Origin of the sequence: Nocardia suismassiliense (assembly GCF_900269665.1) — a bacterium.
Classification (GTDB): Bacteria; Actinomycetota; Actinomycetes; order Mycobacteriales; family Mycobacteriaceae; genus Nocardia; species Nocardia suismassiliense.
Genome location: NZ_LT985361.1, coordinates 5,958,193 through 5,981,038, shown reverse-complemented (window position 1 = coordinate 5,981,038; position 22,846 = coordinate 5,958,193). Strand labels below are relative to the sequence as shown.

The following is a 22,846-nucleotide window of genomic DNA, read 5'->3' as shown; positions in this document are numbered from 1 at the left end:
TTGATGAACCGAACCCTGATCGAGCTGCATATTCTGCAAACAGTGCCGCCGAGCAACCTCAATCGCGACGATACCGGCAGCCCGAAAACCGCCATCTACGGCGGTGTGCGCCGCGCGCGAGTCTCGAGCCAAGCGTGGAAACGCGCAACCCGGGTGGCATTCGACGACCACCTCGACCGATCCGAACTCGGCGTGCGCACTCGGCGCGTAGTCGAGCTGCTGGGCTCTGAAATCACCTCCCGCGCACCTGATCTGGAGGCGCGTGCGCTCGAACTGGCCAGTGCGGTGATGAAGGAAATCGGGATCAAGGTCAAGCCACCGAAGAAAGACGCCACTGAGGAGGCCGGATATCTGGTGTTCCTCAGCAGGCATCAGATCGCGGCACTGGCCCGAGCCGCCGTCGACGCCGCAGCCGCCACCGACGTCACCAAAGCGTTGCAGGAAGCGAAGGTCAAGGACCTGGCTGATCGTGAGCACTCGGTGGACATCGCATTGTTCGGTCGTATGGTCGCCGACCAAGCCGATCTCAACGTCGATGCCGCCGTCCAGGTCGCTCACGCCATCAGCGTCCATCCGGTCGAGACCGAATTCGACTACTTCACCGCCGTCGACGATCACATCGGCGATGCCGAGACCGGTGCGGCGATGATCGGCACCGTCGAATTCAACTCCTCCACCCTGTACCGATACGCCACCGTCGATGTCGACCGCCTCCACGACACCCTCGGTGACCCCGAAGCGCCCCGCCGCGCTGTCGAAGCGTTCGTGACCTCGTTCGTGCGCTCCATGCCGACAGGCAAACAGAACACCTTCGCCAACCGAACACTGCCTGAAGCCGTGGTGGTCTTCGTGCGCGACACCCAACCGATCAATCTGGTCGGAGCCTTCGAACACCCCATCCGCGAATCCAGCACCGGTGGACGGGTCAAACGAGCTGCCGACGCACTGCGCGACGAGGCGCGAGAGATCGAACGCGCCTACAACGAAGCACCGGTCACCGGCTGGGTGACACGCCTAGGTTCCGACACCTCAGCCCTAAACGACCTCGGTAGCAACGTCAGCTTCGCCGACCTGGTCAGCCAGCTCTGTGCGCTGGTCGAGACGAGGCTCGGGGAGCCACAATGAGTGTCGTCGCTCTGCGACTGGCCGGGCCTCTGCAATCCTGGGGCGCCAGCAGCAAATTCGTGCGACGCGACACCGAAACCGCACCCACCAAAAGCGGCGTGCTCGGCCTCGTCGCCGCGGCCAAGGGACTGCGACGCACCGACCCCCTCGAATCGTTGCTGGGCCTACGGTTCGGCGTCCGCATCGACCAACCCGGACAGCTTGTCCGTGACTTCCACACCGCACAACGCCCCAAACGCGAACGCGATGGATCCACCACGTGGACTTCCCTGCCCCTGTCGTATCGGTACTACATCTCCGATGCCGTCTACCTGGCAGTCCTTGAAGGCGAGCACGAACTCGTCACCACCATCGACGCAGCGGTGCGCAGCCCGCACTTTCCGCTCTACCTGGGCCGCCGTTCGTGCCCACCCGCCGGACCGATCGCGCTCGGGGTATTCGATACAGACCTTCAGGGCGCATTGACCGCTGTGCCATGGCTGGCCAGCACGCGGACCCAGAAACGGACCCGCGACACCCGTGTCACCCTGGCGACGGTCCGAGACGCAGCCGACAATGAACTCACCGGTGAGACGATCCATGACACCCCGGTCAGTTTCGACCCGAACCATCGCCAGTACGAATGGCGCAACATCGTGCGCGGCACCGTGGACATCGTCAACCCGCACGGCACCGCCGCACCGGTCATCGAGCACGACGCCATGTCGGTCCTGGAGGCATAACGATGTTCCTGACCAGGATGCAAATCAATCCACGTCGTCGTGGCGCTCGGATACTGCTGTCATCCCCGCAAGCCCTGCACGCCGCAGTGTGCAGCGGGTTCGCCGACGCCACGCCCAGCGACGAAGGCAGAATCCTGTGGCGTCTGGACAACTACGGACCTCATCGTGTGATCTTGTTCGTAGCCAGCCCAGACAAACCCGACTTCACCCACATCATCGAACAAGCCGGATGGCCCACCACCGAAACATGGGACACCAAACCGTATGAGCGCCTCCTCGACCGCCTGACCGTCGGACAACGATGGCAATTTCGGCTCACCGCCAACCCCGTCCACTCCGGCCGGCGAGAAGGCTGGACCGACACCAAACCACTCGGCCACGTCACTGTCCGTCAACAACAACAATGGCTGCTCGACCGTGCCTCGCGGCACGGATTCAAAATACAGCCGCGCCAGGCAGACAACGCTGTCGACGGCGAGCTCGAGCTTCTCATCACCGACCGAGGTGTGCGCCGATTCCCTCGCGGTGATAAACGTGTCACCATCTCCACCGCAACATTCGAAGGGCTCCTCGAAGTCACTGACGCTGCCGCACTGAAGAATTCACTCTCATTCGGCATCGGGCGAGCCAAATCCTACGGATGCGGTCTACTCACCCTCGCCTACCCGACCACGTCCGACAGCCCACGATGAACACCATCGGTCGCCACACGTCCGAGTCCAAGGAGCTGGTGCGCATCTCGGACAGGATTTCGTTCTTGTACCTGGACAGATGTGTGGTCAACCGGGACAGCAACGCGATAACGGCCACCGACGAGCGCGGTACCACCCATATCCCAGCTGCGGCGGTCGGTGTGTTGTTGCTTGGTCCAGGAACAACCATTACCCACCAAGCGATCTCGTTGATGTCCGACAGCGGATCGACTGTGGTGTGGGTGGGGGAGCGCGGCGTGCGCTATTACGCACACGGCGTTACACTCTCACGCTCGTCGCGACTGCTCGAAGCGCAAGCTCGCGCAGTGACGAACACTCAATCACGCTTGAAGGTTGCCCGAGCAATGTACGCGATGCGCTTCCCTGGCGAAGACGTTTCAGGGCTGCTGATGCAGCAGCTGCGTGGACGGGAAGGCGCTCGGGTACGAGCGGTCTATCGTCAGCACGCCGAACGGACCGGAGTCGAATGGTCTCGGCGAAACTACAATAAAGATGACTGGGATGCAGGCGAACCCATCAATCAGGCGCTCTCAGCAGCGAACTCCGCGCTCTACGGAATCGTGCACTCGGTCATCGTCGCCCTCGGATGTGCACCTGCTCTCGGGTTCGTCCATACCGGCCACCACCGCGCATTCGTCTACGACATCGCAGACCTGTACAAAGCCGAGCTGACCATTCCTATCGCGTTCGATATCGCTGCTGAAGAGCCCGAAGAACTCAGTGCGGCGACTCGTCGGCGAGTGCGTGATGCGATTTACGGCGGCAAGATCCTGGAGCGCTGCGCACGAGACATACAGAAGCTGCTGCGCGATGAGAGCGGCCTCGATACAACAGATTTTGAAGAACTCGACTTCGACGTGATCTCACTATGGGACGACCGAGAGACTCCAGTAGCGGGTGGAGTCGGATACGGAGACGACTTTTGACCACCGTCGTCCTCACCGCCGTACCACTTGGCCTGCGTGGACATCTCACCCGATGGCTACTCGAAATCAGCCCAGGCGTGTTCGTCGGGAACATCTCTGCGCGTGTCCGAGAACTCATGTGGCAGCGCATCATCGAGTTCGTCGCGGAAGGGCGAGCAATCATGGTGTATACCGCACGCAACGAACAACGCCTCGCATTCAAGGTCCACGGCCACGACTGGACTCCCGTGGACTACGACGGCTTGACACTTATGCGCCGGATGACAACTCCGGACTATGTCACCGCGACCCCAGCACCGACCGCCATGACAACCCGCTCAACCAGCCAAGCAGAACACCAGTCCGAGACCGTATGGCGTCGCCGCGTAGCCCGGCGCAAGTTCAAACCCAAGTAGCGATCCCAGGCCCCCATCCCGCCCCGAACCAAAACAAACCGAATCAAAAATGGGCCTGACGGCTGCAAACAGCCAGGTCAACAAGTGTGCTCCCCGCGCCCGCGGGGATGGTCCGCTGCTGCCGGACGTGAAAGAACGACTGCTTGAGTGCTCCCCGCGCCCGCGGGGATGGTCCGTTTCTCCAGGTGGAAACCGGCGGAAACGTTCGGTGCTGCCCGCGCCCGCGGGGATGGTCCGAGCGAGGCAGCGGCGGTCAAGAACAGCCGGACGTGCTCCCCGCGCCCGCGGGGATGGTCCGGGTTCGTGCACGGGCACCGCGACCGCAGCTTGGTGCTCCCCGCGCCCGCGGGGATGGTCCGGCCGCTCGGCCCCGGCCGGTACGAGGTTGTCGAGTGCTCCCCGCGCCCGCGGGGATGGTCCGCCGTTCGATCGCACGGTGGTCAGTCACATGCTGTGCTCCCCGCGCCCGCGGGGATGGTCCGCCATCGTGTCCGCCCGTGGCATGGTCCGGCCGGTGCTCCCCGCGCCCGCGAGGATGGTCCGGAACGGATCGACGCGCAGGCGCGGTGGATGGCGTGCTCCCCGCGCCCGCGGGGATGGTCCGCCGATCGGCGCGGCCGTCAGTTGTAGATCAGCGTGCTCCCCGCGCCCGCGGGGATGGTCCTCCGAGAGCTCCCGGCACAACTCCGCGCTGGCCGTGCTCCCCGCGCCCGCGGGGATGGTCCTGCAAGTCCCGATCATCTCGTCTTCGGACAGGGGTGCTCCCCGCGCCCGCGGGGATGGTCCGTGTGGATGCGGCCAGCGCCACGGCGGCCAGTCGTGCTCCCCGCGCCCGCGGGGATGGTCCGGCCGAGACCCGCCACCGCATCGCCGACGCCGCGTGCTCCCCGCGCCCGCGGGGATGGTCCTGTCTTGTCCCACAACCACACCGGCATGCCGATGTGCTCCCCGCGCCCGCGGGGATGGTCCGCCATCATCGACGGTTACACCGTTGCCCAAATCGTGCTCCCCGCGCCCGCGGGGATGGTCCGGACAATGAGCGCGATGACGATCATCGAGCGAGGTGCTCCCCGCGCCCGCGGGGATGGTCCTGGAACGGCGCCCGGCGTGCGGTGATGCTGTCCGTGCTCCCCGCGCCCGCGGGGATGGTCCGGCAAGATCCTGCTGCGCGCGGCCATGCACCACGTGCTCCCCGCGCCCGCGGGGATGGTCCGGTGGGGTTCAGTCCGCGAGTGACCGGGTCGCGGTGCTCCCCGCGCCCGCGGGGGATGGTCCGCCTGCTCGACCTGTCCTCCGAGGCTGTGCGAGGTGCTCCCCGCGCCCGCGGGGATGGTCCGTAATGGAGAAGGCCCAGAAGACCGAGTGACCGTGCTCCCCGCGCCCGCGGGGATGGTCCTTTGGCACGGCGGAGATCGGGGAACTCGTCGGTGGTGCTCCCCGCGCCCGCGGGGATGGTCCGCACGTGTTGACCTACACCGCGACCCAGGCCCTGTGCTCCCCGCGCCCGCGGGGATGGTCCGAGGAATTCACGCGCCTCAACAATGTGCTGGTGGTGCTCCCCGCGCCCGCGGGGATGGTCCGCGCCCGACGGCGCAGAGGTAGGGCTGGTCCTCGTGCTCCCCGCGCCCGCGGGGATGGTCCGGTGAGCGTGGCGCCCACTGCGGTGACGGCATCGTGCTCCCCGCGCCCGCGGGGATGGTCCGTTCCTGACTGAACGAGTGCGGGCAGTACAAGCGTGCTCCCCGCGCCCGCGGGGATGGTCCGGGGACATCATGACCAAGCCCAAGCCCGACCGGGTGCTCCCCTCGCCCGCGGGGATGGTCCGCGCCCGAGATCGTCGGTCCAGTGCCCGTCGTGGTGCTCCCCGCGCCCGCGGGGATGGTCCCCACAGCCAAGCAAACACGAAAAAGGCGTACTCGTGCTCCCCGCGCCCGCGGGGATGGTCCGGCGGAACGGGACCGCGTCAGGTGTCGTGGAGAGTGCTCCCCGCGCCCGCGGGGATGGTCCGCTGCTCTTCGACCGGCGGGACGCTCCCGAAAAGTGCTCCCCGCGCCTGCGGGGATGATCCATACGCCGCTGAGTACACCACCGCCGACACCGAGTGCTCCCCGCGCCCCCCGGGGATGATCCCGCTCGTCGGCACCCGACGACCTATGACGCGATGTGCTCCCCCGCGCCCGCGCGGGGGATGGTCCGAAAGAGCAATGACGCACAGTGTCCGGGTTGGCGGGCTCCCGCGCCCCGGCGGGGATGGTCCGCGCACTCGATCGTGCAGGACACCACCGTCGTCGTGCTTCCACGACGGCAGGGTGCTCATCGGTAGGAATCCAGATCCCACTGGAGCCTGCTCAGCTTGCTGGACATCCTTTCGGCTCACCGCTGACTGTCGCCACGACGACGATGTCGTCGAACTACTAGCTCGGCATCGGCTGAGATCAGCAGCACAGGGCGGCGAGAAGGCGGTGTAGATGTTGTACGAGCCGTGCTGGGGACGCGAACGGACACATGCAGAACTATTGCTGAGTCCGGTCAGGAGTGTTGCGTCCCGAAGATGCCGCGGCGTTGGAGTGCGGTGCGGATGGTGGTGTGCGCCACGCCGAGGCGTTTGCCGATTCGACCGAGCGACTCGCCCCCTGACAATGGGATCGACCCCGTGTTCGGGTTGACGGTTTCCAGAACCGCCGACCCGGGCGGCAACAACCTGACCGGGCGGATGCTGGTAGAAAAGCCCGGCCAAGGCTATCTCCGCCAACTGGCCGCATCCATGCCTGCCGGTGAGCTCACCAATCCCGACAACCGCGGCACATTCACCTACTACGGAGACAGCGAAACCCGCTCGAACCCCTGTAAATCGAATTCCGAGGCGGCCAATCAGGGCGGCAGGGTCAAAACCGTCCGGGGACCCAAGAACTCCGACGGATGAACTAGGGGAAGACGTCGCCAGAGTGCCGCGCAAGCGGATGGGGGCGGGTGCGCTGTGGGACGGTTGTGCTGGGGTGGCAGTCTGCTGGCGGAACCGGCGGCGTCTGGTGTGCGTCTTATAGTTCGTAGGCATGGCTGGGCGAGCTACGAAAGGGCTGTTGGCGGTCTGCTCGTGACCGGTCGCAACGGATAGGCGGTGTGGAAGGCTGGTCGGATGGGGAACCCGAGAGGGCTGGTCATGGTGAGGAATCGTGACCAGGGCTGTGCGGCGCTGCGTTTAGAGATCGCCGCCTTCTACTCGGGCTTCGGACAGCCCAACACCCTGTGCGCGGCGTTCGAGCAAGCCGTCCTCCTGGGGCCGTTGACCGACGACGGGCGGTTGTACGTCAGTGAGTTCGGTGGTGTCGACTGGGTCTGCACATTCACCAGCGTGCAGGAATTCGCCCGCAACATGACCGCGCGAGGCGTCGAGCCCGAGCACGCGTACCGCTACCAAGCCGTCCTCGGTCAGCGGATCATCGGCGCCGCGCAGCGTGCTCGCCCGACCGCCGTGGCGGTAGATATCGGTGGTGCGGCTCCGATGGCATTTCCTCCAGAGCTGACCGTGCGGAGCGGGGAGGGGTAGCGGTGGGCGAGAAGCTGGAAGTTGATCCGCAGGTCCTGGTGAAGGCCGCCGAGGGGATCAACAGAATCATCGGGGAGTTGTCGGAGCTGGGGGTGAAGGAGACCGCGGCGACGGGGCGTGGATTTTCGTTGTTGGCGTTGTCGCCGTTGGAGGCTGGTCGGCACAACGTGCAGCAGGCGATGGAGCGGTTCACCGATCGCTGGTCGTGGGGTGTGCGGTATTTGGTGCGGGCGGGCAACGAGATCGCGAAGGTTTTGGGGTTGGCGGCGGGGCGCTATCACATGATGGATCAGGCGGCGTCGGACACGATGAAGCAGGTGTGGACGCATCTGGTCGGCAACCCGCATTTGTCCAAGGACGAGATCACGTCGCGGTCGTGGGAGGCCACTGTGGCCGATAACGGACTCAACCATGTCCGAAACTCTGACTACAGCGGTGATTCCTTCGATCGGGCGTTCGCGAAGATCGGCACGAACGTGCAGGTGATCGAAGCGGTCGGGCCGCAAGCGTTGGCGAATCTGGGTAGCTATGGCACCGGTGAGCAGCTCGGTTGGAACACCGGTGCCGCGCAACAGGCCGCGGAGATCATGAAACCGGGGGGAGAGAAGTAGGTGGGGATCGGATTCGACAAGTTCATCAACAGTGTCGGCAATGCCGTGGAGGGTGTGGTCGAGTCCGGCGTTCAGGCGGCGGGCCAAGCCGTTGACGCCGGCCTGGACGCGCTCGCCTCGGGTGCGCGCAGGGTCGGTGCTGAGGGTGCGGCGGAGGCGCTGGATGATCTCGGTGATCGGGTCGCGAGCGCGACCGGTGGTCAGGTCGATGAACGTGAACTGGGGGAGACCCGGGATCCGAAGGAACTGATCCGCGGTGAGCCCGCGGCGATCCTCGACGCTGCGGAAGCGCTGCGGAAGATGGGTACCAGTATCGACTCCACGGGCAGCGCGCTGCGGAGTATCGACACCGCGAACTGGACCGGCTCGGCCGCCGACGCTTTCAATGCGGTGTTCGACAAGCAGCCCAAGCTGTGGTGGGACGGCGCGGATGCGATGGGCAAAGCCGCGGGTGCCTTGGACAACTGGTACAGCGAACTCGTTTCCGCGCAGAGCAAAGCGGCTGACGCGATCGCTAAGTGGGATGACGCCGACACCGAGGAACGCGCGAAGAAAAACGAATGGAACGCGCTGTCGGACGAGGACAAGTCGGGGCGCACCCTGCCCGACACCTGGACCCCGATCCGCAATATCGCCCGCGACATCCTGCTCGGCGCACGCGCGCAACGCGATGGCGCGGCAGCGACCGCGACAGCCAAGTTGCTCGAGGCGGCCTCGACCGCGCCGACGGAACCACCGTTCACCGAACGCTGGTCGAACAACCTCAGCGATCTCGCCGAGGTCTACCAATACGGCCAGGAAAGCTTCAACTCAGGGGTGCTGACGAGCCTGACCTCGATGGTGCAGTTCGTGCGGACGGTGAATCCGACCGACACCTACAACCTCACCCATCCGGCCGAATACTTGTCGAGCATGTCGAACCTGGGCACCGGGCTGGTCGTGGCCGCCGCCGATCCTGGCACGGTGGTGTCCTCGGTGCTCTCCGATGCCCGGCGAAACCCCTTCGAGTTCGCGGGCAGCCTGACCGGTGATGCTCTGCTGACCGCGGCCACCGGCGGCGCCGGTGTCGCGAAAACCACTGCCACAGCAGTCAACAAGGTCGAAGACGCCGTCCGGATCACCGACCGCGCCACCAGCCTCGGCACCCACACGCCCACACCCGCGCCGAAAACAACACCGGCCACCCATGACGNCGGGTCGCTCGTCCAGCCACGGCGCGCCGTGCAGGCCGTGCGACACAGCGACATTCATCAGGTCGTGCCAGTGCGGATGAAACTCCACCTCGTCGACCCGGTGGCCGTAGCGGTCGTGCGTGTGCAGCACCGGCGGGGACTCGTTGGCCAGCCCCCCCCCCCCCTCCGCCCGCCCCCCCCCCATCTCCCCCCCCTGCATCTCGCCGCCGGCGTCAGATGCGTATACGCGACAGCACCGCACACCCCGCCGGACACCCAACCTGATGCCCGCGCACCACAATCGGAGGCCCCCGGCCCTCGCACTGACCCCGCCAACCGTGCGCCGGAAACTCCGCAGCGACCTGACACCGATACGGCGCCGTCCCGAGCCGACGACCAGGCTCCCACGGCACGGCCCGCCGACCCGGATGCCTCCTCATCACCGCGCCCCGATGAGCCGTCTTCGGCGGCGCGCCCGGACACTGACCCGCCGCCACGGCACAGCGAGACCGAACCAACACCACACCCTGACACCGACCGAACACCAATAGCCCACCCCGAGCCCGACTCGAGCCACCCCGGTACCGACTCCACACCGCTTGCGCCGCACCATGAATCACCCGCCACCACCGACCACGGCGGTGACACCTACCCGGGTAATAACGATCAACCGAGCACTCACCCCGCACCGGACCACACCCCGGCGGAGACGAGTCCGCAGCAGCGCGCCGAGGCCGACCAGAACGCCTACGACCACGCCGAGCAGCCCGGCCACGAATCCGACCGGACCCCGGAACAGAAGACCTGCACCGAGGACCCGGTCGACATCGCGACCGGTGAGTTCCTGCTCCCGGAAACCGACATCGACCTGCCAGGGATCCTGTCGCTGGTCCTGCGGCGCACCCACCGCTCGAACTATCGCTTCGGCCGCTGGTTCGGGCCGTGCTGGTCCTCGACCCTGGACATGCGCCTCGTTGCCGACCACCACGGCGTGACCTTCATCGGCGAGGACGGACTCCTGCTCGCCTACCCCCACGCCGCACCCGGCGAACCGGTCGCGCCGGTCACTGGCGGACAACGCTGGAGGTTGACCCGCACCGAGACCGGCGGTTACCGCATCCACGATCGAGACCGCGAATTGCTCTGGCATTTCGCCCCGGAACCAGCCCTCGGCGGCATCGAATCCCGCCTCGGCAACTACGCGGTCTCCGCGATCACCGACCGGCACCTCAACCGCATCCGCTTCCACTACAACACCGACGCCGAGCCCATCGCGGTCTCACACTCGGGCGGCTACCACCTGCGAATCGACACCACCGCCGGACGAATCACCGGCCTGTCCCTCCTCGACCCAGCCGAGCACGGTGAAACAGCCACGCGTGTAAAGGAATTCGAATACGACCGAGGCATGCTCGTCGCGGTCACCTCGGGGGCCGGTGCCACGATGCGCTACACCTACGACGACGCCTACCGCATGACGTCGTGGACCGATTCCAACGGCAACCAGATGGTCAACACTTACGACGACACCGGCCGCGTGATCTTCCAGCGCGGCACCGGGGCGGTGTTGAACACCGACTTCGAATATCACGAATTCGCCGACGGCGCTGGACGACTCACCACCATCACCAACTCCCTCGGCGCGGTCACCAGCCACGGCTTCGACCGCGAACTCCAGCTCCGCGACCTCATCGACCCCGCCGGTGCCCGGACCCACATCGACTACAACGCCGAGCGCAACCCGCTGCTGGTCACCGCACCCGACGGCGGCACAACCCGCTACCGCTACACCGCCGACGGTGACATCGCCGAACTCACCCGCCCCGATGGACACACCGTCGCGTTGGAATACCTGTGGCGCAACCGGCCCACCACCATCACCCGCCCTGACGGGACCGTGTGGCGCCACGAATACGACCGGCATGCCAATCTCGTCGCCGCCATCGACGCCACCGGGGCGCGCACCGAATACACCTACCACGCCAACGGTGCTCTCGCGACGATCACCCAGCCAGGCGGCGCCCGCACCTCCATCGACGTCAACGCCGCAGGACTGCCCATCGAGGTGACCGACCCCTACGGCGGTGTCACCTGTATTCACCGCGACACGGCAGGCCGCCCCGTGTGCGTGAGCAACCCCCTCGGCGAAACAACCCACTACCACTGGTCACCACACGGGACATTGCACTCCCGCACCGACCCCGACGGCACCACCGAATCATGGACCTACGACGGCGAAGGCAACATCCTCACCCACACCAACCCCGCGGGTGAGACCACCCGATTCACCTACGGCGCCTTCGATCTACTGGCGACCCGCACCGAGCCAGACGGCTCCACCACCCGTTACACCTGGAACACCGAACGACGGCTCAACGCAGTCACCAATCCGCTGGGCCACACCTGGACCTACACCTACGACACCGCCGGGCGCCTGGTCGAAGAAACCGACTACAACCACGCCACAACCCGATACACCCACGACGACGCCGGACGCGTCACCACGATCACCGCCGCGACAGGCGAGACCCGGCACCAAAGCTACGACCCACTCGGTCGGCTGACCGAAATCAGCTCCGACTCCGGCGACTGGGTCCGCTACACCCACGACCCAGCAGGACGAATCCTCACCGCGATCACCGGCACCGGCGAAAAACCCACCCACACACTCGAATTCACCTACACACCGACCGGGAAACTGGCGACCCAGAAACTCGACAACCAACCGGTGATGCGCCACGAATACACCGACCACGGACACCGGACACGACGAACCAGCCCCACCGGCGCCACCACCACCTGGACCCACGACCTCACCGGCCGTGTACGCAACCTCACCGCCGATGACCACGCCCTGACCTTCGCCTACGACCCGCTCGGTCGGCTCACCGGCTGGCAGGTCGGGGAAGTCGCCGTCGCACTCGACTTTTCCCGCGGTAGCCGAGTCGCGGCGCAAACCGTCACCGGGTTCCCCCGGGCATCACTGGACCTCCACACAACCCCCCGGCCCGAGCCTCGCCGGCTACGCCACGACGAATACTCCTACCGCCCCGACGGATACCTCACCAGCCACACCCTCACCCACACCGAACGCGACCCACAACGCTACGACTACGACCTCGACCCCATCGGCCGAGTCACCACCATCACCCACGATGGCGCGACCGCCGAGAACTACACCTACGACGCACTCAGCAACATCACCAACACCACGTCGGCCAGGGGCACCGGCGCCCAGGATCAACCACCCATCGACCTCGACCCAATCACCACCGCACACCCGACGCACCCCGCCGACAACAACGCCACCACGCGCGAATACCGCGGCAACCTCCTCATCCGCGACGGTCGCACGCGCTACCACTACGACCAATCCGGCCGACTGATCCGCAAGACCACCACCAGGCTGTCCCGCAAACCTGACATCTGGCACTACCGCTACAACAGCTTCGACCAGCTCACCGACGTCTGGACCCGGGACCGCCAGTGGTGGCACTACACCTACGACGCCCTCGGCCGGCGAACCACCAAACAACACCTCGCCGCCGACGGCACCGTTCTGGAACGTATTGACTACACCTGGGACGGTACTCAACTCCTCGAACAAACCACCAGCGAAGCAACCACTACACGCTGGCAATACCAACCGAACTCACACACACCGATCACTCAAACAACCGACCAAGACACCATCGACCGCGAGTTCTACGCCATCGTCACCGACCTCGTCGGCGCACCCACTGAACTCATCGACCCGGACACCGCCCACAGCGCCGCGGCCGCCACGACCGACCTCTGGGGCAACACCGACTGGACCGGCCAGGCCGCCACACCGCTGCGATACCCCGGTCAAATCCACGACCCGGAAACCGGACTGCATTACAACCTGCACCGCACCTACGACCCCACCACCGGTCGCTACCTCACCACCGACCCACTCGGACTCACCGCGGCCGCGAACCCCAGCACCTACCCGTACAACCCCACCACATGGTCAGATCCCCTCGGCCTGATCCCGAACGAATGCTCCAACACCCAAACCGGTGACCCCTCGAGCCCCGCCCCGGCCCACACACCGGCGGACCCCACACCGAATTCGCTGTACCACTACACCAACGAGCAAGGCCACGACGCGATCCTCGACAGCCAAGAGCTACGACCCTCACTACGCGAACACAATCCCAAAGACGCACGATACGGAGACGGCCAGTACCTCACCGACATCGAACCAGGCACCCGAACACCAGCCCAGCTATCCGCCGCCTTCCTGCGCGTACCCTGGGCCGGGGCCAAGTTCTCCCACTTTCTGGAAATCGACGTCACCGGACTCACCGTCGTCCAAGGAAGACCCGGCGTCTTCGTCGTCCCCAACACCGAACCCCTCGATCTCACAGGGCGAATCGTTCGATCGGGAAGGAACTAAAGGCATGAAATACGTGAAAGTCATCTGGCACCACGACTTCGACGACGAGCCGGTTTCCTATTTCCACGAAGTCGGCGACGACAACTACGAGACACGCCGTGTCCAGGTCTACCGCGACGGACACCGCGAATGGGCCGACGAAAACCACGAAACAGCCACCGCCGGACTCGCGGAGATACCGATCGCACCCGTCGACGAGATCACCAGCCAACCGGAGTTCGACGCTGCAGAGATAACACGAGACGAGTTCGAGACAGAGTGGTCCAGAGCTCAGTAGACGATGCCTCACCCGGGGTGGCCCTATGGATTTCGTCAATCGGGTCGGGTGGTTCGTGTCGTGGCAGCATGGTGACCGGTTGGTTCCGATGAGGCTCGAACGGGGGCAATGGTGATCTATCGGATGCGGATCTATCGGGCTGTCGAGGAGAATCTGGCGATCTTCCACGACTTCTTTCAGGAACACCTGTTGCCCGTCCAGCTGCGTCATGGCGCGCGTCTGGTCGGGCGGTGGGAGACCGAGGATGCGCGGGTTGTCGCGGTCTGGGAATACGACAGTCGGGAGGCGTATGAACGGGTTCAGGCCGCCGTCGTTGCAGACCCGGAGACCAAGCGGGCGCAGGAATATCGCCGTCGGCTGCCCCCGCTGTTCACCGAAAAAGACGAGATCTTCATGCGGTTGGCGCCCGCGATCGAGGAGCTGGCCGGCCTGGCGTCATGATGCCGACTCTCACGCGGCTTCGCCGGAATTGCGAGATGGCTCTTTGGTTTTGAGCATGGCGTAGAGGACATCGCAGCGGCGTCGGGCCAGGCGATGATGTAGGCGTCGCGCGCGCGTCGGTTTTGGCCTGGCCCGGGTAGAGATCAGCGATACGGCGCATCGACAACCCAGCCAGACAGGCCACATCGTGGCCGCAGGCGCGGGCGACCGTGACCGGCAGCGCGCCGATGGTGTTGGGTGATCGACCACGATCAGCAGCGGGCCGCGGGCGGCAAGTTGGTCGAAGACTGCTCGTAGCCGCGATTCGTCGTTGGGTAGTGCCTTGTCGAACAACCGCTTGCCGTTGCTGTCGAGACCGACGGCATGGTGCTCGCCTTTAACCACGTCAATGCCGCAGAACACGGCATACGCCTGTGCCACTTCGCAGTTCCTCATCGCGTCGAGAATCTCGGACGGCCGCCCGATCAAGCGTCAACGCCCGGCACCCACGTTACGAAGAGACCTACCAGCAGCCCTGTCCCCATCAGTGGTCCGTCGACGCCACCATGACCCGGCGACACCACCCCCCGGATCATGAGAAAGACAGGGGAATTAGTCATACCGGGCCTGGCGACCGTGAGCCCGTGTCCGGGCCCACGAAGAAGGTAACGGGGAGATTTGGGAACCGATGGTCGAGGTAGAGGGATCGACACGGAGGGGTGGCGTTCCGCTGTTTCACGCTGGGCCCGTTCAGTAGGCGCGGTATTCGGCACTGCAGGGACGCCTGGCGCGGGTCTCTGTCAAGACTGACTGATCGCTGCCGGATCATGAGCTGTCCAGCAACACTTGGGTATGGAGCTCTTGGTGTTGGTGGTCCCTGTTGGCCTTGTCGGCTTGGGACTCCTCGCAATCTTCATCAGTTTCGTCAAGGAGCACCGTGCTAGAGACCGTTGGTGTAAGGAGGGTTTGGCGCGGCAGCAGAAGGAGCAAAGCGAAGCTTTGGCGCAGGAGGAGTGGATTTTCGACGAGCTCCGGAGGAAGTACCCGAACCTTCCCCCTCCAAGGCGACCGCGGCCAAGCCCGCCGAGCCTGTACGGGGCTGCCGATGCCCCGTATCTGATCCTCCGGCAGATGAGGAACCGCTGGTGAGGCCCTTACAGATTGGTGGTGGCCCAGTCCGCCCTAGTCTCGATCTGTCTGGGAATCGGCATTTGGGACGTTGGTGGCCAGCCTCGATCAGTTCAGCTTGAAGGGACTGTTCACAGTCCCAAGTCGATGTCGTGTTGAGGTGTTGCCGGGTCGTCTGGGAGCTCGAAGTCGCTGTCGTCGGCGGTATGTGATGGCTGCTGTAGCTGACGTTCATTGGCTTGTTGTGCGGGGGTGAGTTGGGTACGCCGTTGTTGTTCGGTGCGTAGGTCATCGATGCGCTGCTGGTATTCGGTGATCTGTTCGGGGTTGTCGGTGCTTGATTCGCTCGTTTGGTATGGCGATTGATCGGTGTCGATGCTGGGTGACTCGGGCGCCGGGCCGTAGAGGACTGCGTCGTTGTCTGCCAGAGCAATGCGTAGTTCGAAGTCGTTGATGTGCTGTTGGAGTTGGGCGTCGGTGAGCCTGATCAACGGATTCTGCGCGAGGGGGTCATTGGCTGCGGCAGGTTGGGTGGTCGGGCGGTCTGGCAGCGGATGGGTGTCGACCCAGGTGCTGATGGCGAGTCGTTCGGCGAGGGTTGCGGCGGCGTGCCAATCCCGGGCTAGCAGGCCGCGGAGGGTGTTGGGTGGATGCGTGGTGGCGATGTGGTCGCAGCGGGCGCGGATGTGGTCGGCGGGGTGGTGGTCGGGGATGGGGGTTTCGTTGTTGTCGCGGCATTCTGCGCACAGGCCGTCGTCGCTGCGGCGTGGATGTTTCGGGATGGCGTCGTTGACGGCGCGTCCGATTCCGCAGGTGACACACGGCAGGGCTCGGGTTCTGCGGACGGCGAATTTGTCGTGGTCGGGTTCGCCTTCTGCGTATTCGGGTCCGTTGGGGATGAGGTCTCGGTGGGCTTTGGCCACCCAGTAGGGGTGGTCGACGCCTCGGGGTATCGGCCAGTTTTTGGGGTCGTCGTCGACGTCGCCGCGGGTGTCGCGATAGTCCTGGTGCTGGTGTGCGGCGGCGGTTTCGGCGTCGGAGGCCAGTGGTCGGGTTCGGGTGGGGTCGATCTGATCGGGGTGATCTTGGGCGGGGACCTCGCGGTGGTCGCGTGGTGGCCGGTGTTTGGGATGGACGGGCGTTGGCCGGTAGGTGTGTGGGTCGTCGGTGGGGGTGCAGGCGGTGATGAGGTCGTGGTGTTCGGGGTAGCGGTTTGCGGCCCACCGCAATCGGGCGGTGGCGTTGATGAATGGATACCGGTAGAGCACGGTTGCGACGCGTTCGATGATGTCGCGTTGGGCGTCGGTGAGATCGCGTGTGAGCTCGCGGAAGCTACGCCGGGCGGCCTGCGTGTCCCCGGCTGCGAGTAGCGCCGCGATCGTGGCGACTTGCTCCGAGAGTGCGGTCGCGGTCGGAGTGTTGGTGGCGGACGGCGGGACTGGCGGTTGGTCGGCGGTGTCGTGGCGAGTGGTAGCGGGAGGTCGGTGGTCGGGGGGATTGCTGTCTGGGTTCATGGTCGAGTCCGGGGTGTCGGCGGGTTGGGAATGGGCGGGTTCGTGTTGGAGGGCGTCGATGCGCCAGGCGAGGGCGATGGCGAGTTGGTCGGGGCGCAGTGCGGGTGCGCCGTCGGGTTGGGCGCTGAGGATGAGTTCGTGCGCGGCGCTGAGCAGGTCGTGGGGTGTCCATCCGTTGCCGAGTCCGCGGTCGATCGCGGCGACCAGGCGCGGCCAGGCGGGGTCGGCGATGACATGTTCGGCGGCGGGCTCGCCGAGCACGGCGTGCAGGTCGGTGAGCCAGTCCGGGCGCAGGGTGTGGCCGTGAGGGGTGTCGAGGGCGGACGGCTCGAGTTCCAGGCGTGACCACAGGGCGGCGGCAGGCATCTCATCGGGCAACGGCCGCGCCGGTGCGGCGTCGGCGAGGCGGGTTTCGATGTCGATTCCGGCGCGGGCGGCGACCTCGATCTTGTCGGCGATGAGCGGCCACCACGGGTCGGCCACGACACGGGCTTCGATGCGTTCGACCACGGGTGCCCACTTGTTGGCCGGGTTGTGCGGGTCGCCGAGCGCGGTGGTGACGCGGGTGTCGAGGAGTTGCTGGTGTTCGCGTTCGAGCACGCTGTAGCGGGGGCGCCCGGTCGGGCGCATGTCCGGGTCATCGACCTGTAGCGAGGCGCGCCACACGGCGAGTTCTTCGACCAGTTGCGGGTCGGCGCTGATGAGCGGGCGCGCCCAGCGCGGTGCTGTCGCGGGTGTCCATGTGCGGGCGTCGGTACGGATCTGGTGGGCGAGGTCGGTCACGATGCGTGCGCGGACGCTGAGTTGGGTGCAGTCGTGGTCGGCGCGCAGCCCCTCGGGTATCCCGGCCGCCCACGGCAACGGTCCCGGGCCGGCGGAGTGCATGCCGGAAGAGTCCAGACGCCAGTCCAGCACGGCGGCAACGTCATCGGCGGTGTCGAGTTCGCGGGCATCGGCGGCATCGCGCAGCGCGGTGATCGGGTCGCGCCCGGACAGTGCGAGGGTGGCCAGGTGTTGGCGCAGGACTGGGTAGGCGGGATAGTCGGTGAGGTGGGGAATCAGCGCGTCCGCAGCAGTGTCGAGGCGCTCGAGACCGTCGGGGCCGAGGGCGTTTTCGGCGGCGAGACCGATCGCGTCGAGGTAGATATCGAGTGCCCGGGCCAGACGCCGGTGCGGGTCGAGTGCGTCACGCAGCATGGTGTGCGCTGATTTTTGGGTGCCGTCTCGACCGAAAACGCGCAACAAAATCTCCACGGCGGTGCGCGGATACACGGCCGGGTCGGACCAGAAGGAGCCTTCCGAACCGTCCAACGCGGTCGGCACGTAGACGTGATTGGCGAAGACTCCGCGGGTGAGTGCGACGTAGAGTTGTTGGAGCGACTCGCTTCCGGTGAGCGCGACATGACAGGTGTCAGCGGTGATTCCCTGCGCGGAATCGATCGTTGTGGCGTACCCGAGGCGCACATGCTCGGCCACATAGTCGCCCGGAAGCCAGACACTGTCGCCGAGTTCGCCGCCGGGTCGTTGATGGATGGCGGTGAGACTGCCGTCCTCGTGGACCGCGGTGACGGTCCAGGCATAGCCGTTACGCACCCAATCGCGTGCACCCAACCGCAACCGCGGATTGTTGCGGCGGGTGCGAATAGTGTCGCCGACCGAGGCCGCGTTGTTGTCGATCAGGACGCACTGCGCACCTACCGGGGCGCCGGTGCGGGCGAGGCGGTCGGCGCGTGCCCGCGCGTTGAGTTCGCTGACCACGGTGTGGTTGGCGGCCAGCATGATGGTGTCGCGACCGGTGAGGTGGTCGGCGGTCCACGCGGCGAACGCGTCGTCGTGTGTGGCGCCTTGATGGCCGGAGTGGATGCGACCGTTGTCCAGGTACCAGCCCAGCGCGGTGGGATCGCCTTCGCGTAGCTGCAAACTCGCGGTGGCTTCGGCGCCGGAGTCGAATCGCACGACATGGCTGAGGGTGAGTGCGGGTTCAGGAGTGGCGGCGTCCATGTCGGCGTCGACGCCGCCGGCTTCGATCGCCGCAAGTTGGCGGGGATCACCGATGCAGCGGATCGTGGCACCGCGATCGGCCAGAAACCGCAGCAGGCGAAGACGTTTCCGGTTGCCGATTTTGACATGCTCGTCCACGATCACCAACGTGTCGGCGCCGATATCGAGGACCCATTGCGGCAACGGCGGCGGAAATTCACGCTCGAGCGCCGGGTTGCCGGGGCCCGGTGTGTGGTTGCTCAAGACATCGAGGACCTTGTCGACGGTCTCGACGCGCACATGGATCGACTCACCGAGCACCGCCGCCGCGGCCGCGGTCGGCGCCAGCCCGAGGACCTGCCCACCGCTGCGATGCCAAGCATCGGCCAGCACCGCCATCGCGGTGGTCTTACCTGATCCCGCGGGCGCGTTGGTCGTGCGGACCCGCAAATCTGAGCTGGCGAAGCCCTCGATCACGCTGATCTGGCCGGCATTGAGGCGGCGCTGAGGGTTGGCCGTGTTGAATTCGCGCACCGCAGTCTCGACGATGTCGGGCGCAAGCTGGCGTGCACCAGGCTGTACCGCCATCTCAATCAGTTGCGCCTCGACCGACAAGATGTCGGCCGAGGTATAGCGCTGCGACAGCGCTGAGGAGTAGACGCTGGTGCTGTCGCGACGCTGCAACACGGTCGGGACCGTGCGGAGTTCGGGTTGATCGGTCAGATCCGGATCGGGCAAGGCGACGGCGAGCACCGGGGAAATGGTCTCGGCCAAAACTGCCTCGGCGACACGTTCCCAATCCTCGCCGGCCACCTGCCCGCGAAGTTGGCGTTCGATCTCCGCGCGCAGATTCGCCACCTGCCACGTCGCGCGGTGCTCGGACACGACCTCGACCACCCGCTCGGCGGTGCGCGTGATCCACTGCCCCGTGATCGTCGGACGGGGAACACGGACCGGATTCAACGCCGCGCTCATCATGCTCGCCAACGCTTCCCGGCCACCGAGCAGCTGCTGAGCCTCTACCCGCCACGTGCAGCGTTGCTCAGCGAGCGAGCGCAACACGTGTTTGACCGGACGGGTTTGCAACGTGGCGATCTCGGCCAGGTCGAACATTTCCTTCGGCGTCGGCTCACGCCCGAGGCGGGTTTGGAACTCCGCGGCGAGCTGCCCGAGCCGGGCGCTGATCGCGGTATCGCGCCGCGACCACGCACTGATCAACGCCGCTGGGATACCGACGATCTCCCGGATCGGGCGTTTGGACGGGTCCTGGTCGGCGCGTTCGGCGAACTCCACACCGACCATCCGCTCGAGGTGATGCTCGAGGCGGGTGTTGTAGATCTCCGAGACCGTCACCAACACCGCGTAGATCGTGGCACCGTCGAGGGTGCGCCACTTGCCATCGAGCGTGCGCACCCGATTGGCCATCAGCACGTGAGTGTGCAGGTCCGGATCACCCGCGCGACTATCGCGATGGGTGAAAACCGCGGCGACCAAGCCCTCGACATCGACCTGCCGGACACCGTTACGGCCGAGCCTGGTGAAGATCGCGTGCTTCTCTAGCCACCGCAACGCATCCTTGACAGCGGCGTGGTGGGCGGCCTCGATCTTCTCCGACACCGATCGTGGCGCTACGGCCCACAGCACCGATACCGACTTCACCGGGGAGAAAGTGATGTCGAAACCGGCGACGGCGGTGGTGTTCGGGCGCGAGTTCTTGGCCACCCACCCCGACAATTCGCGCGCATCAATCGGTGGCCGGTCGTACTCGTCTGTGAACATATCGAACGCGACATGCGTCCGAATCCGCGCCCGATCCTCTTCGAGAATGGTGTCGTCCGGGTGGCATCCGTTCGCTTTATTGTGTTCAGCGTATGCTTCGGAACACCGCTTTCGGAACTCGGAAACCTCGGTATAAACCCGGAACGGGTTACCTAAACGACTCGCCTTATCGGCGGCACGGACAGCGTCCTTGTGCTTGGCACCGAGGCGGATCTGCTCGTCGTAGACGCTGGCTTCGATCGCGTCGGCGTTCGGATGACGGCCCAGTCCGAACAGGGATTTCATCTGTTCTTCGGTGACTTCGTCACCAGAGTGGAGTCCTAACGCGGCCAGGCCGGAGCCGTGCCAGCGTCCCGGAGCTTCCCCGTGCGCGGAGTAATAGTCAGCAAGGCTGGAGCGGCCACGAGAGGACACATCATTCGCGGCGACATTACGGAGATAGTATTGATACCCATTGCCTGCCACGACTTTATGAATCGTCGCGGTCATATCTCCAGCAAGCACCCGAACCGAGAATTAGTCCAGGCGCCAGACTTGCCTATTTAGTATCAAATCCAGCAAACTCCCTGGTCGTTATCGAATCGTTATCCTGGATGCAAGAGGTCTGCTTGTGAAAGAAGGGGTGGAGAGGGAGGTGAGAGTGGAAGAGGAGAGAGATGGAGAGGTGGGGTGCTGGAAGTAGAAGGGTGCGCGGAGGTGTGGGGGTGGGTGCGTGAGGTGAGGAGTGGGTGATGGGTCGTGACATGCGGTGCTCGTTCCGGCAGAGGAGAGTAGGTCGTGGCCGGTCCGCCGCAGGCGTGGTCACTGCGGCGGACCGGGAACTGGATGCCCGGCCTAGTGCGGGCGGTGCGGGACGATCAGGCGGCGATGCGGTAGTGCGTGCGGCAGGTCTCGCACAGGTCGTGGGTGTCGACGAGGCGATCGGTGGCGTAGCAGGAACGGCAGCGTGCCCGACGCAGTGCCACCGGCGTCAAGGTGGTGACGGGTGCTGACGATTCGTTCACCCGGTGCCGATTGTCGAGGAAGGCCAGAACCAATCCGCGTACGATGCCGGTCGAGCGCTCGCGCAAGGAGTCGAGCAGTGCGGGCGCGACGGCGGGGTAGTGGTCGGTGAGGTACTGGCAGTAGGCGGTGACTTCCTCGGCCAGAGTGAACCCGGCCGGGAGGGCGGCGATTCCGGGTCGGCCGTTGTCATGGCAGTACTCACAGAGTCCGTCGTCGCTGACGCGCTGCCCGTCGGTGTCGGTGCGGAAGTGATCGGAGCAGGCGCGTTCGCCGAAGCAGTACACGCACACCCAGCCCTGCAACGGCGGCACGGTGGTGCGGTCGTAGTCCAACCCGTTGCCGTTGGCTTGGAACGCCGGTCGGTCGTCGTCGCGCACATCGATGCCGGTGCGGGTGGCCGCGATCGAGATCGGGTCGAAGTCGTCGCGGGTGCGCAACCCGGCGCGGTCGCGTTCGGCGAGGATCTGCTCGGCGACTTGGCGGACGTAATTGCGATCCCACGCCGAGGGTTCGAACGCGGGTTGGGCGTCGCGCAGGAATCGGGTGCGGATGTAGTCGGTGACGAGACGCGGTTCGCGCACCGGACGACGCTTGGCTTTGAGCGCGGCGATGTGCTCGGGCTTTTCCCAGGCGATCTCGGCGGCGATCTCGGTGGCGACCGAGGGGGAGCGGTATTGGATGCGGTTGGGGTCGCGGGCGACCATGCGGCGGACCTTCCAGTTGACGGCGGTGATCGGGACGGCCGTGATCCAGCGCGGCTTGTCCTCGACCGGGCGGAACAAGCCTGGGTCGGTGCGGGTGACGAACATGTTGAGCCACGCCTTCAACTCCGCGTCCGAGCGTCGATACAGCGAGCGCAGGCGCGCCTTCGCGACCACGTAGGGCTCTTTGGCGAAGGCGTCGGCCAGGGTGGTGAGTCGCTGAAGATCTTGCGGAGTGGCGAGGGTGGTGAGGGCGCGCTCGAACTCTTTGCGGGCCTGGGCATGGCGACCGGCGTCGAGGTGCCAGTCGATGTGGGTGAGCGCGTCGATAAAGGTCTGTGATTCGGTGCTGGTCATCGAATTTCCCTTTCGGACGAGCGGACAGGAACCAGCCCCGTGTGACCGTGA

The 22,846-nt window shown here is 65.7% G+C and carries 13 protein-coding genes, 3 pseudogenes and 2 CRISPR repeat arrays; of the genes and pseudogenes, 12 read left to right on the top strand and 4 right to left on the bottom strand.

From position 1 onward, the window contains the following. The first annotated feature begins 3 nt into the window (after positions 1-3). From cas7e to DBO33_RS44600, 9 genes and pseudogenes are all read left to right on the top strand, one after another. Positions 4-1,125 carry a type I-E CRISPR-associated protein Cas7/Cse4/CasC gene (cas7e, locus tag DBO33_RS26445; protein ID WP_107657485.1) on the top strand — a complete coding sequence of 374 codons (1,122 nt, stop codon included), beginning with the start codon at positions 4-6 and terminating at the stop codon, positions 1,123-1,125. Next, on the top strand, positions 1,122-1,847 hold the full coding sequence (cas5e, locus tag DBO33_RS26440) for a type I-E CRISPR-associated protein Cas5/CasD (protein ID WP_107657484.1): 726 nt from the start codon (positions 1,122-1,124) through the stop codon (positions 1,845-1,847). The genes cas7e and cas5e overlap by 4 nt, the downstream gene beginning before the upstream one ends. Positions 1,848-1,849: 2 nt before the next feature. Beyond that, on the top strand, positions 1,850-2,539 hold the full coding sequence (gene cas6e / locus DBO33_RS26435; RefSeq protein WP_107657483.1) for a type I-E CRISPR-associated protein Cas6/Cse3/CasE: 690 nt from the start codon (positions 1,850-1,852) through the stop codon (positions 2,537-2,539). Beyond that, entirely contained in the window at positions 2,536-3,486 is a 951-nt protein-coding gene (cas1e, locus tag DBO33_RS26430) for a type I-E CRISPR-associated endonuclease Cas1e (RefSeq protein ID WP_107657482.1), read from the top strand. Before cas6e ends, cas1e begins: the two co-directional genes overlap by 4 nt. Further along, positions 3,483-3,881, top strand: coding sequence for a type I-E CRISPR-associated endoribonuclease Cas2e (gene cas2e / locus DBO33_RS26425; RefSeq protein ID WP_107657481.1), 399 nt, complete (start codon positions 3,483-3,485; stop codon positions 3,879-3,881). Before cas1e ends, cas2e begins: the two co-directional genes overlap by 4 nt. A gap of 86 nt (positions 3,882-3,967) precedes the next feature. Further along, positions 3,968-5,095: a CRISPR direct-repeat array (repeat unit 29 nt; unit sequence GTGCTCCCCGCGCCCGCGGGGATGGTCCG). 93 nt (positions 5,096-5,188) lie between these two features. Beyond that, positions 5,189-5,950: a CRISPR direct-repeat array (repeat unit 29 nt; unit sequence GTGCTCCCCGCGCCCGCGGGGATGGTCCG). Between the two features lie 584 nt (positions 5,951-6,534). Then, entirely contained in the window at positions 6,535-6,804 is a 270-nt protein-coding gene (locus DBO33_RS26420; protein WP_107657480.1) for a hypothetical protein, read from the top strand. Positions 6,805-7,017: 213 nt separating this feature from the next. Beyond that, entirely contained in the window at positions 7,018-7,428 is a 411-nt protein-coding gene (locus tag DBO33_RS26415; RefSeq protein ID WP_234391046.1) for a hypothetical protein, read from the top strand. Between the two features lie 2 nt (positions 7,429-7,430). Continuing rightward, positions 7,431-8,039 carry a hypothetical protein gene (locus tag DBO33_RS26410; protein WP_107657478.1) on the top strand — a complete coding sequence of 203 codons (609 nt, stop codon included), beginning with the start codon at positions 7,431-7,433 and terminating at the stop codon, positions 8,037-8,039. After that, positions 8,040-8,762: pseudogene (locus tag DBO33_RS44600) on the top strand (putative T7SS-secreted protein); the annotation flags it as partial. 471 nt (positions 8,763-9,233) lie between these two features. Here the strand turns inward: DBO33_RS44600 and DBO33_RS44130 are convergent. Beyond that, positions 9,234-9,404: pseudogene (locus DBO33_RS44130) on the bottom strand (DNA alkylation response protein); the annotation flags it as partial. Here DBO33_RS44130 and DBO33_RS26405 point away from each other — a divergent pair. The 3 genes from DBO33_RS26405 to DBO33_RS26395 all read left to right on the top strand — a co-directional run bounded on the left by DBO33_RS26405 (position 9,333) and on the right by DBO33_RS26395 (position 14,352). Continuing rightward, the gene (locus DBO33_RS26405) at positions 9,333-13,634 is read left to right on the top strand and encodes an HYD1 signature containing ADP-ribosyltransferase family protein (RefSeq protein WP_234391402.1); all 4,302 of its coding nucleotides are present in this window, start codon (positions 9,333-9,335) and stop codon (positions 13,632-13,634) included. The pseudogene DBO33_RS44130 and the gene DBO33_RS26405 sit on opposite strands and share 72 nt — an antisense overlap. A gap of 4 nt (positions 13,635-13,638) precedes the next feature. Continuing rightward, positions 13,639-13,911: a DUF6881 domain-containing protein gene (locus DBO33_RS26400; protein ID WP_107657476.1), complete on the top strand. Its 273-nt coding sequence runs from the start codon at positions 13,639-13,641 to the stop codon at positions 13,909-13,911. A gap of 123 nt (positions 13,912-14,034) precedes the next feature. Next, entirely contained in the window at positions 14,035-14,352 is a 318-nt protein-coding gene (locus DBO33_RS26395) for an NIPSNAP family protein (protein ID WP_107660599.1), read from the top strand. Positions 14,353-14,441: 89 nt separating this feature from the next. Here DBO33_RS26395 and DBO33_RS26390 read toward each other — a convergent pair. The 3 genes and pseudogenes from DBO33_RS26390 to DBO33_RS26375 all read right to left on the bottom strand — a co-directional run. After that, positions 14,442-14,772, bottom strand: a pseudogene (locus tag DBO33_RS26390) (IS110 family transposase); the annotation flags it as partial. Positions 14,773-15,590: 818 nt separating this feature from the next. Further along, the gene (gene mobF, locus DBO33_RS26380) at positions 15,591-21,221 is read right to left on the bottom strand and encodes a MobF family relaxase (protein WP_234391045.1); all 5,631 of its coding nucleotides are present in this window, start codon (positions 21,219-21,221) and stop codon (positions 15,591-15,593) included. Between the two features lie 368 nt (positions 21,222-21,589). Then, a complete protein-coding gene (locus tag DBO33_RS26375; RefSeq protein WP_107657474.1) occupies positions 21,590-22,795 on the bottom strand; it encodes a hypothetical protein in 1,206 nt (401 codons plus the stop codon). Positions 22,796-22,846: the final 51 nt, after the last annotated feature.

Bases quoted from the DNA above. Each gene is read 5' to 3' on its own strand.
- cas7e (WP_107657485.1), top strand. From the start codon at position 4: ATGAACCGAACCCTGATCGAGCTGCATATTCTGCAAACAGTGCCGCCG.
- cas5e (WP_107657484.1), top strand. From the start codon at position 1,122: ATGAGTGTCGTCGCTCTGCGACTGGCCGGGCCTCTGCAATCCTGGGGC.
- cas6e (WP_107657483.1), top strand. From the start codon at position 1,850: ATGTTCCTGACCAGGATGCAAATCAATCCACGTCGTCGTGGCGCTCGG.
- cas1e (WP_107657482.1), top strand. From the start codon at position 2,536: ATGAACACCATCGGTCGCCACACGTCCGAGTCCAAGGAGCTGGTGCGC.
- DBO33_RS26415 (WP_234391046.1), top strand. From the start codon at position 7,018: ATGGGGAACCCGAGAGGGCTGGTCATGGTGAGGAATCGTGACCAGGGC.
- DBO33_RS26400 (WP_107657476.1), top strand. From the start codon at position 13,639: ATGAAATACGTGAAAGTCATCTGGCACCACGACTTCGACGACGAGCCG.
- DBO33_RS26395 (WP_107660599.1), top strand. From the start codon at position 14,035: ATGCGGATCTATCGGGCTGTCGAGGAGAATCTGGCGATCTTCCACGAC.
- mobF (WP_234391045.1), bottom strand. From the start codon at position 21,221: ATGACCGCGACGATTCATAAAGTCGTGGCAGGCAATGGGTATCAATAC.
- DBO33_RS26375 (WP_107657474.1), bottom strand. From the start codon at position 22,795: ATGACCAGCACCGAATCACAGACCTTTATCGACGCGCTCACCCACATC.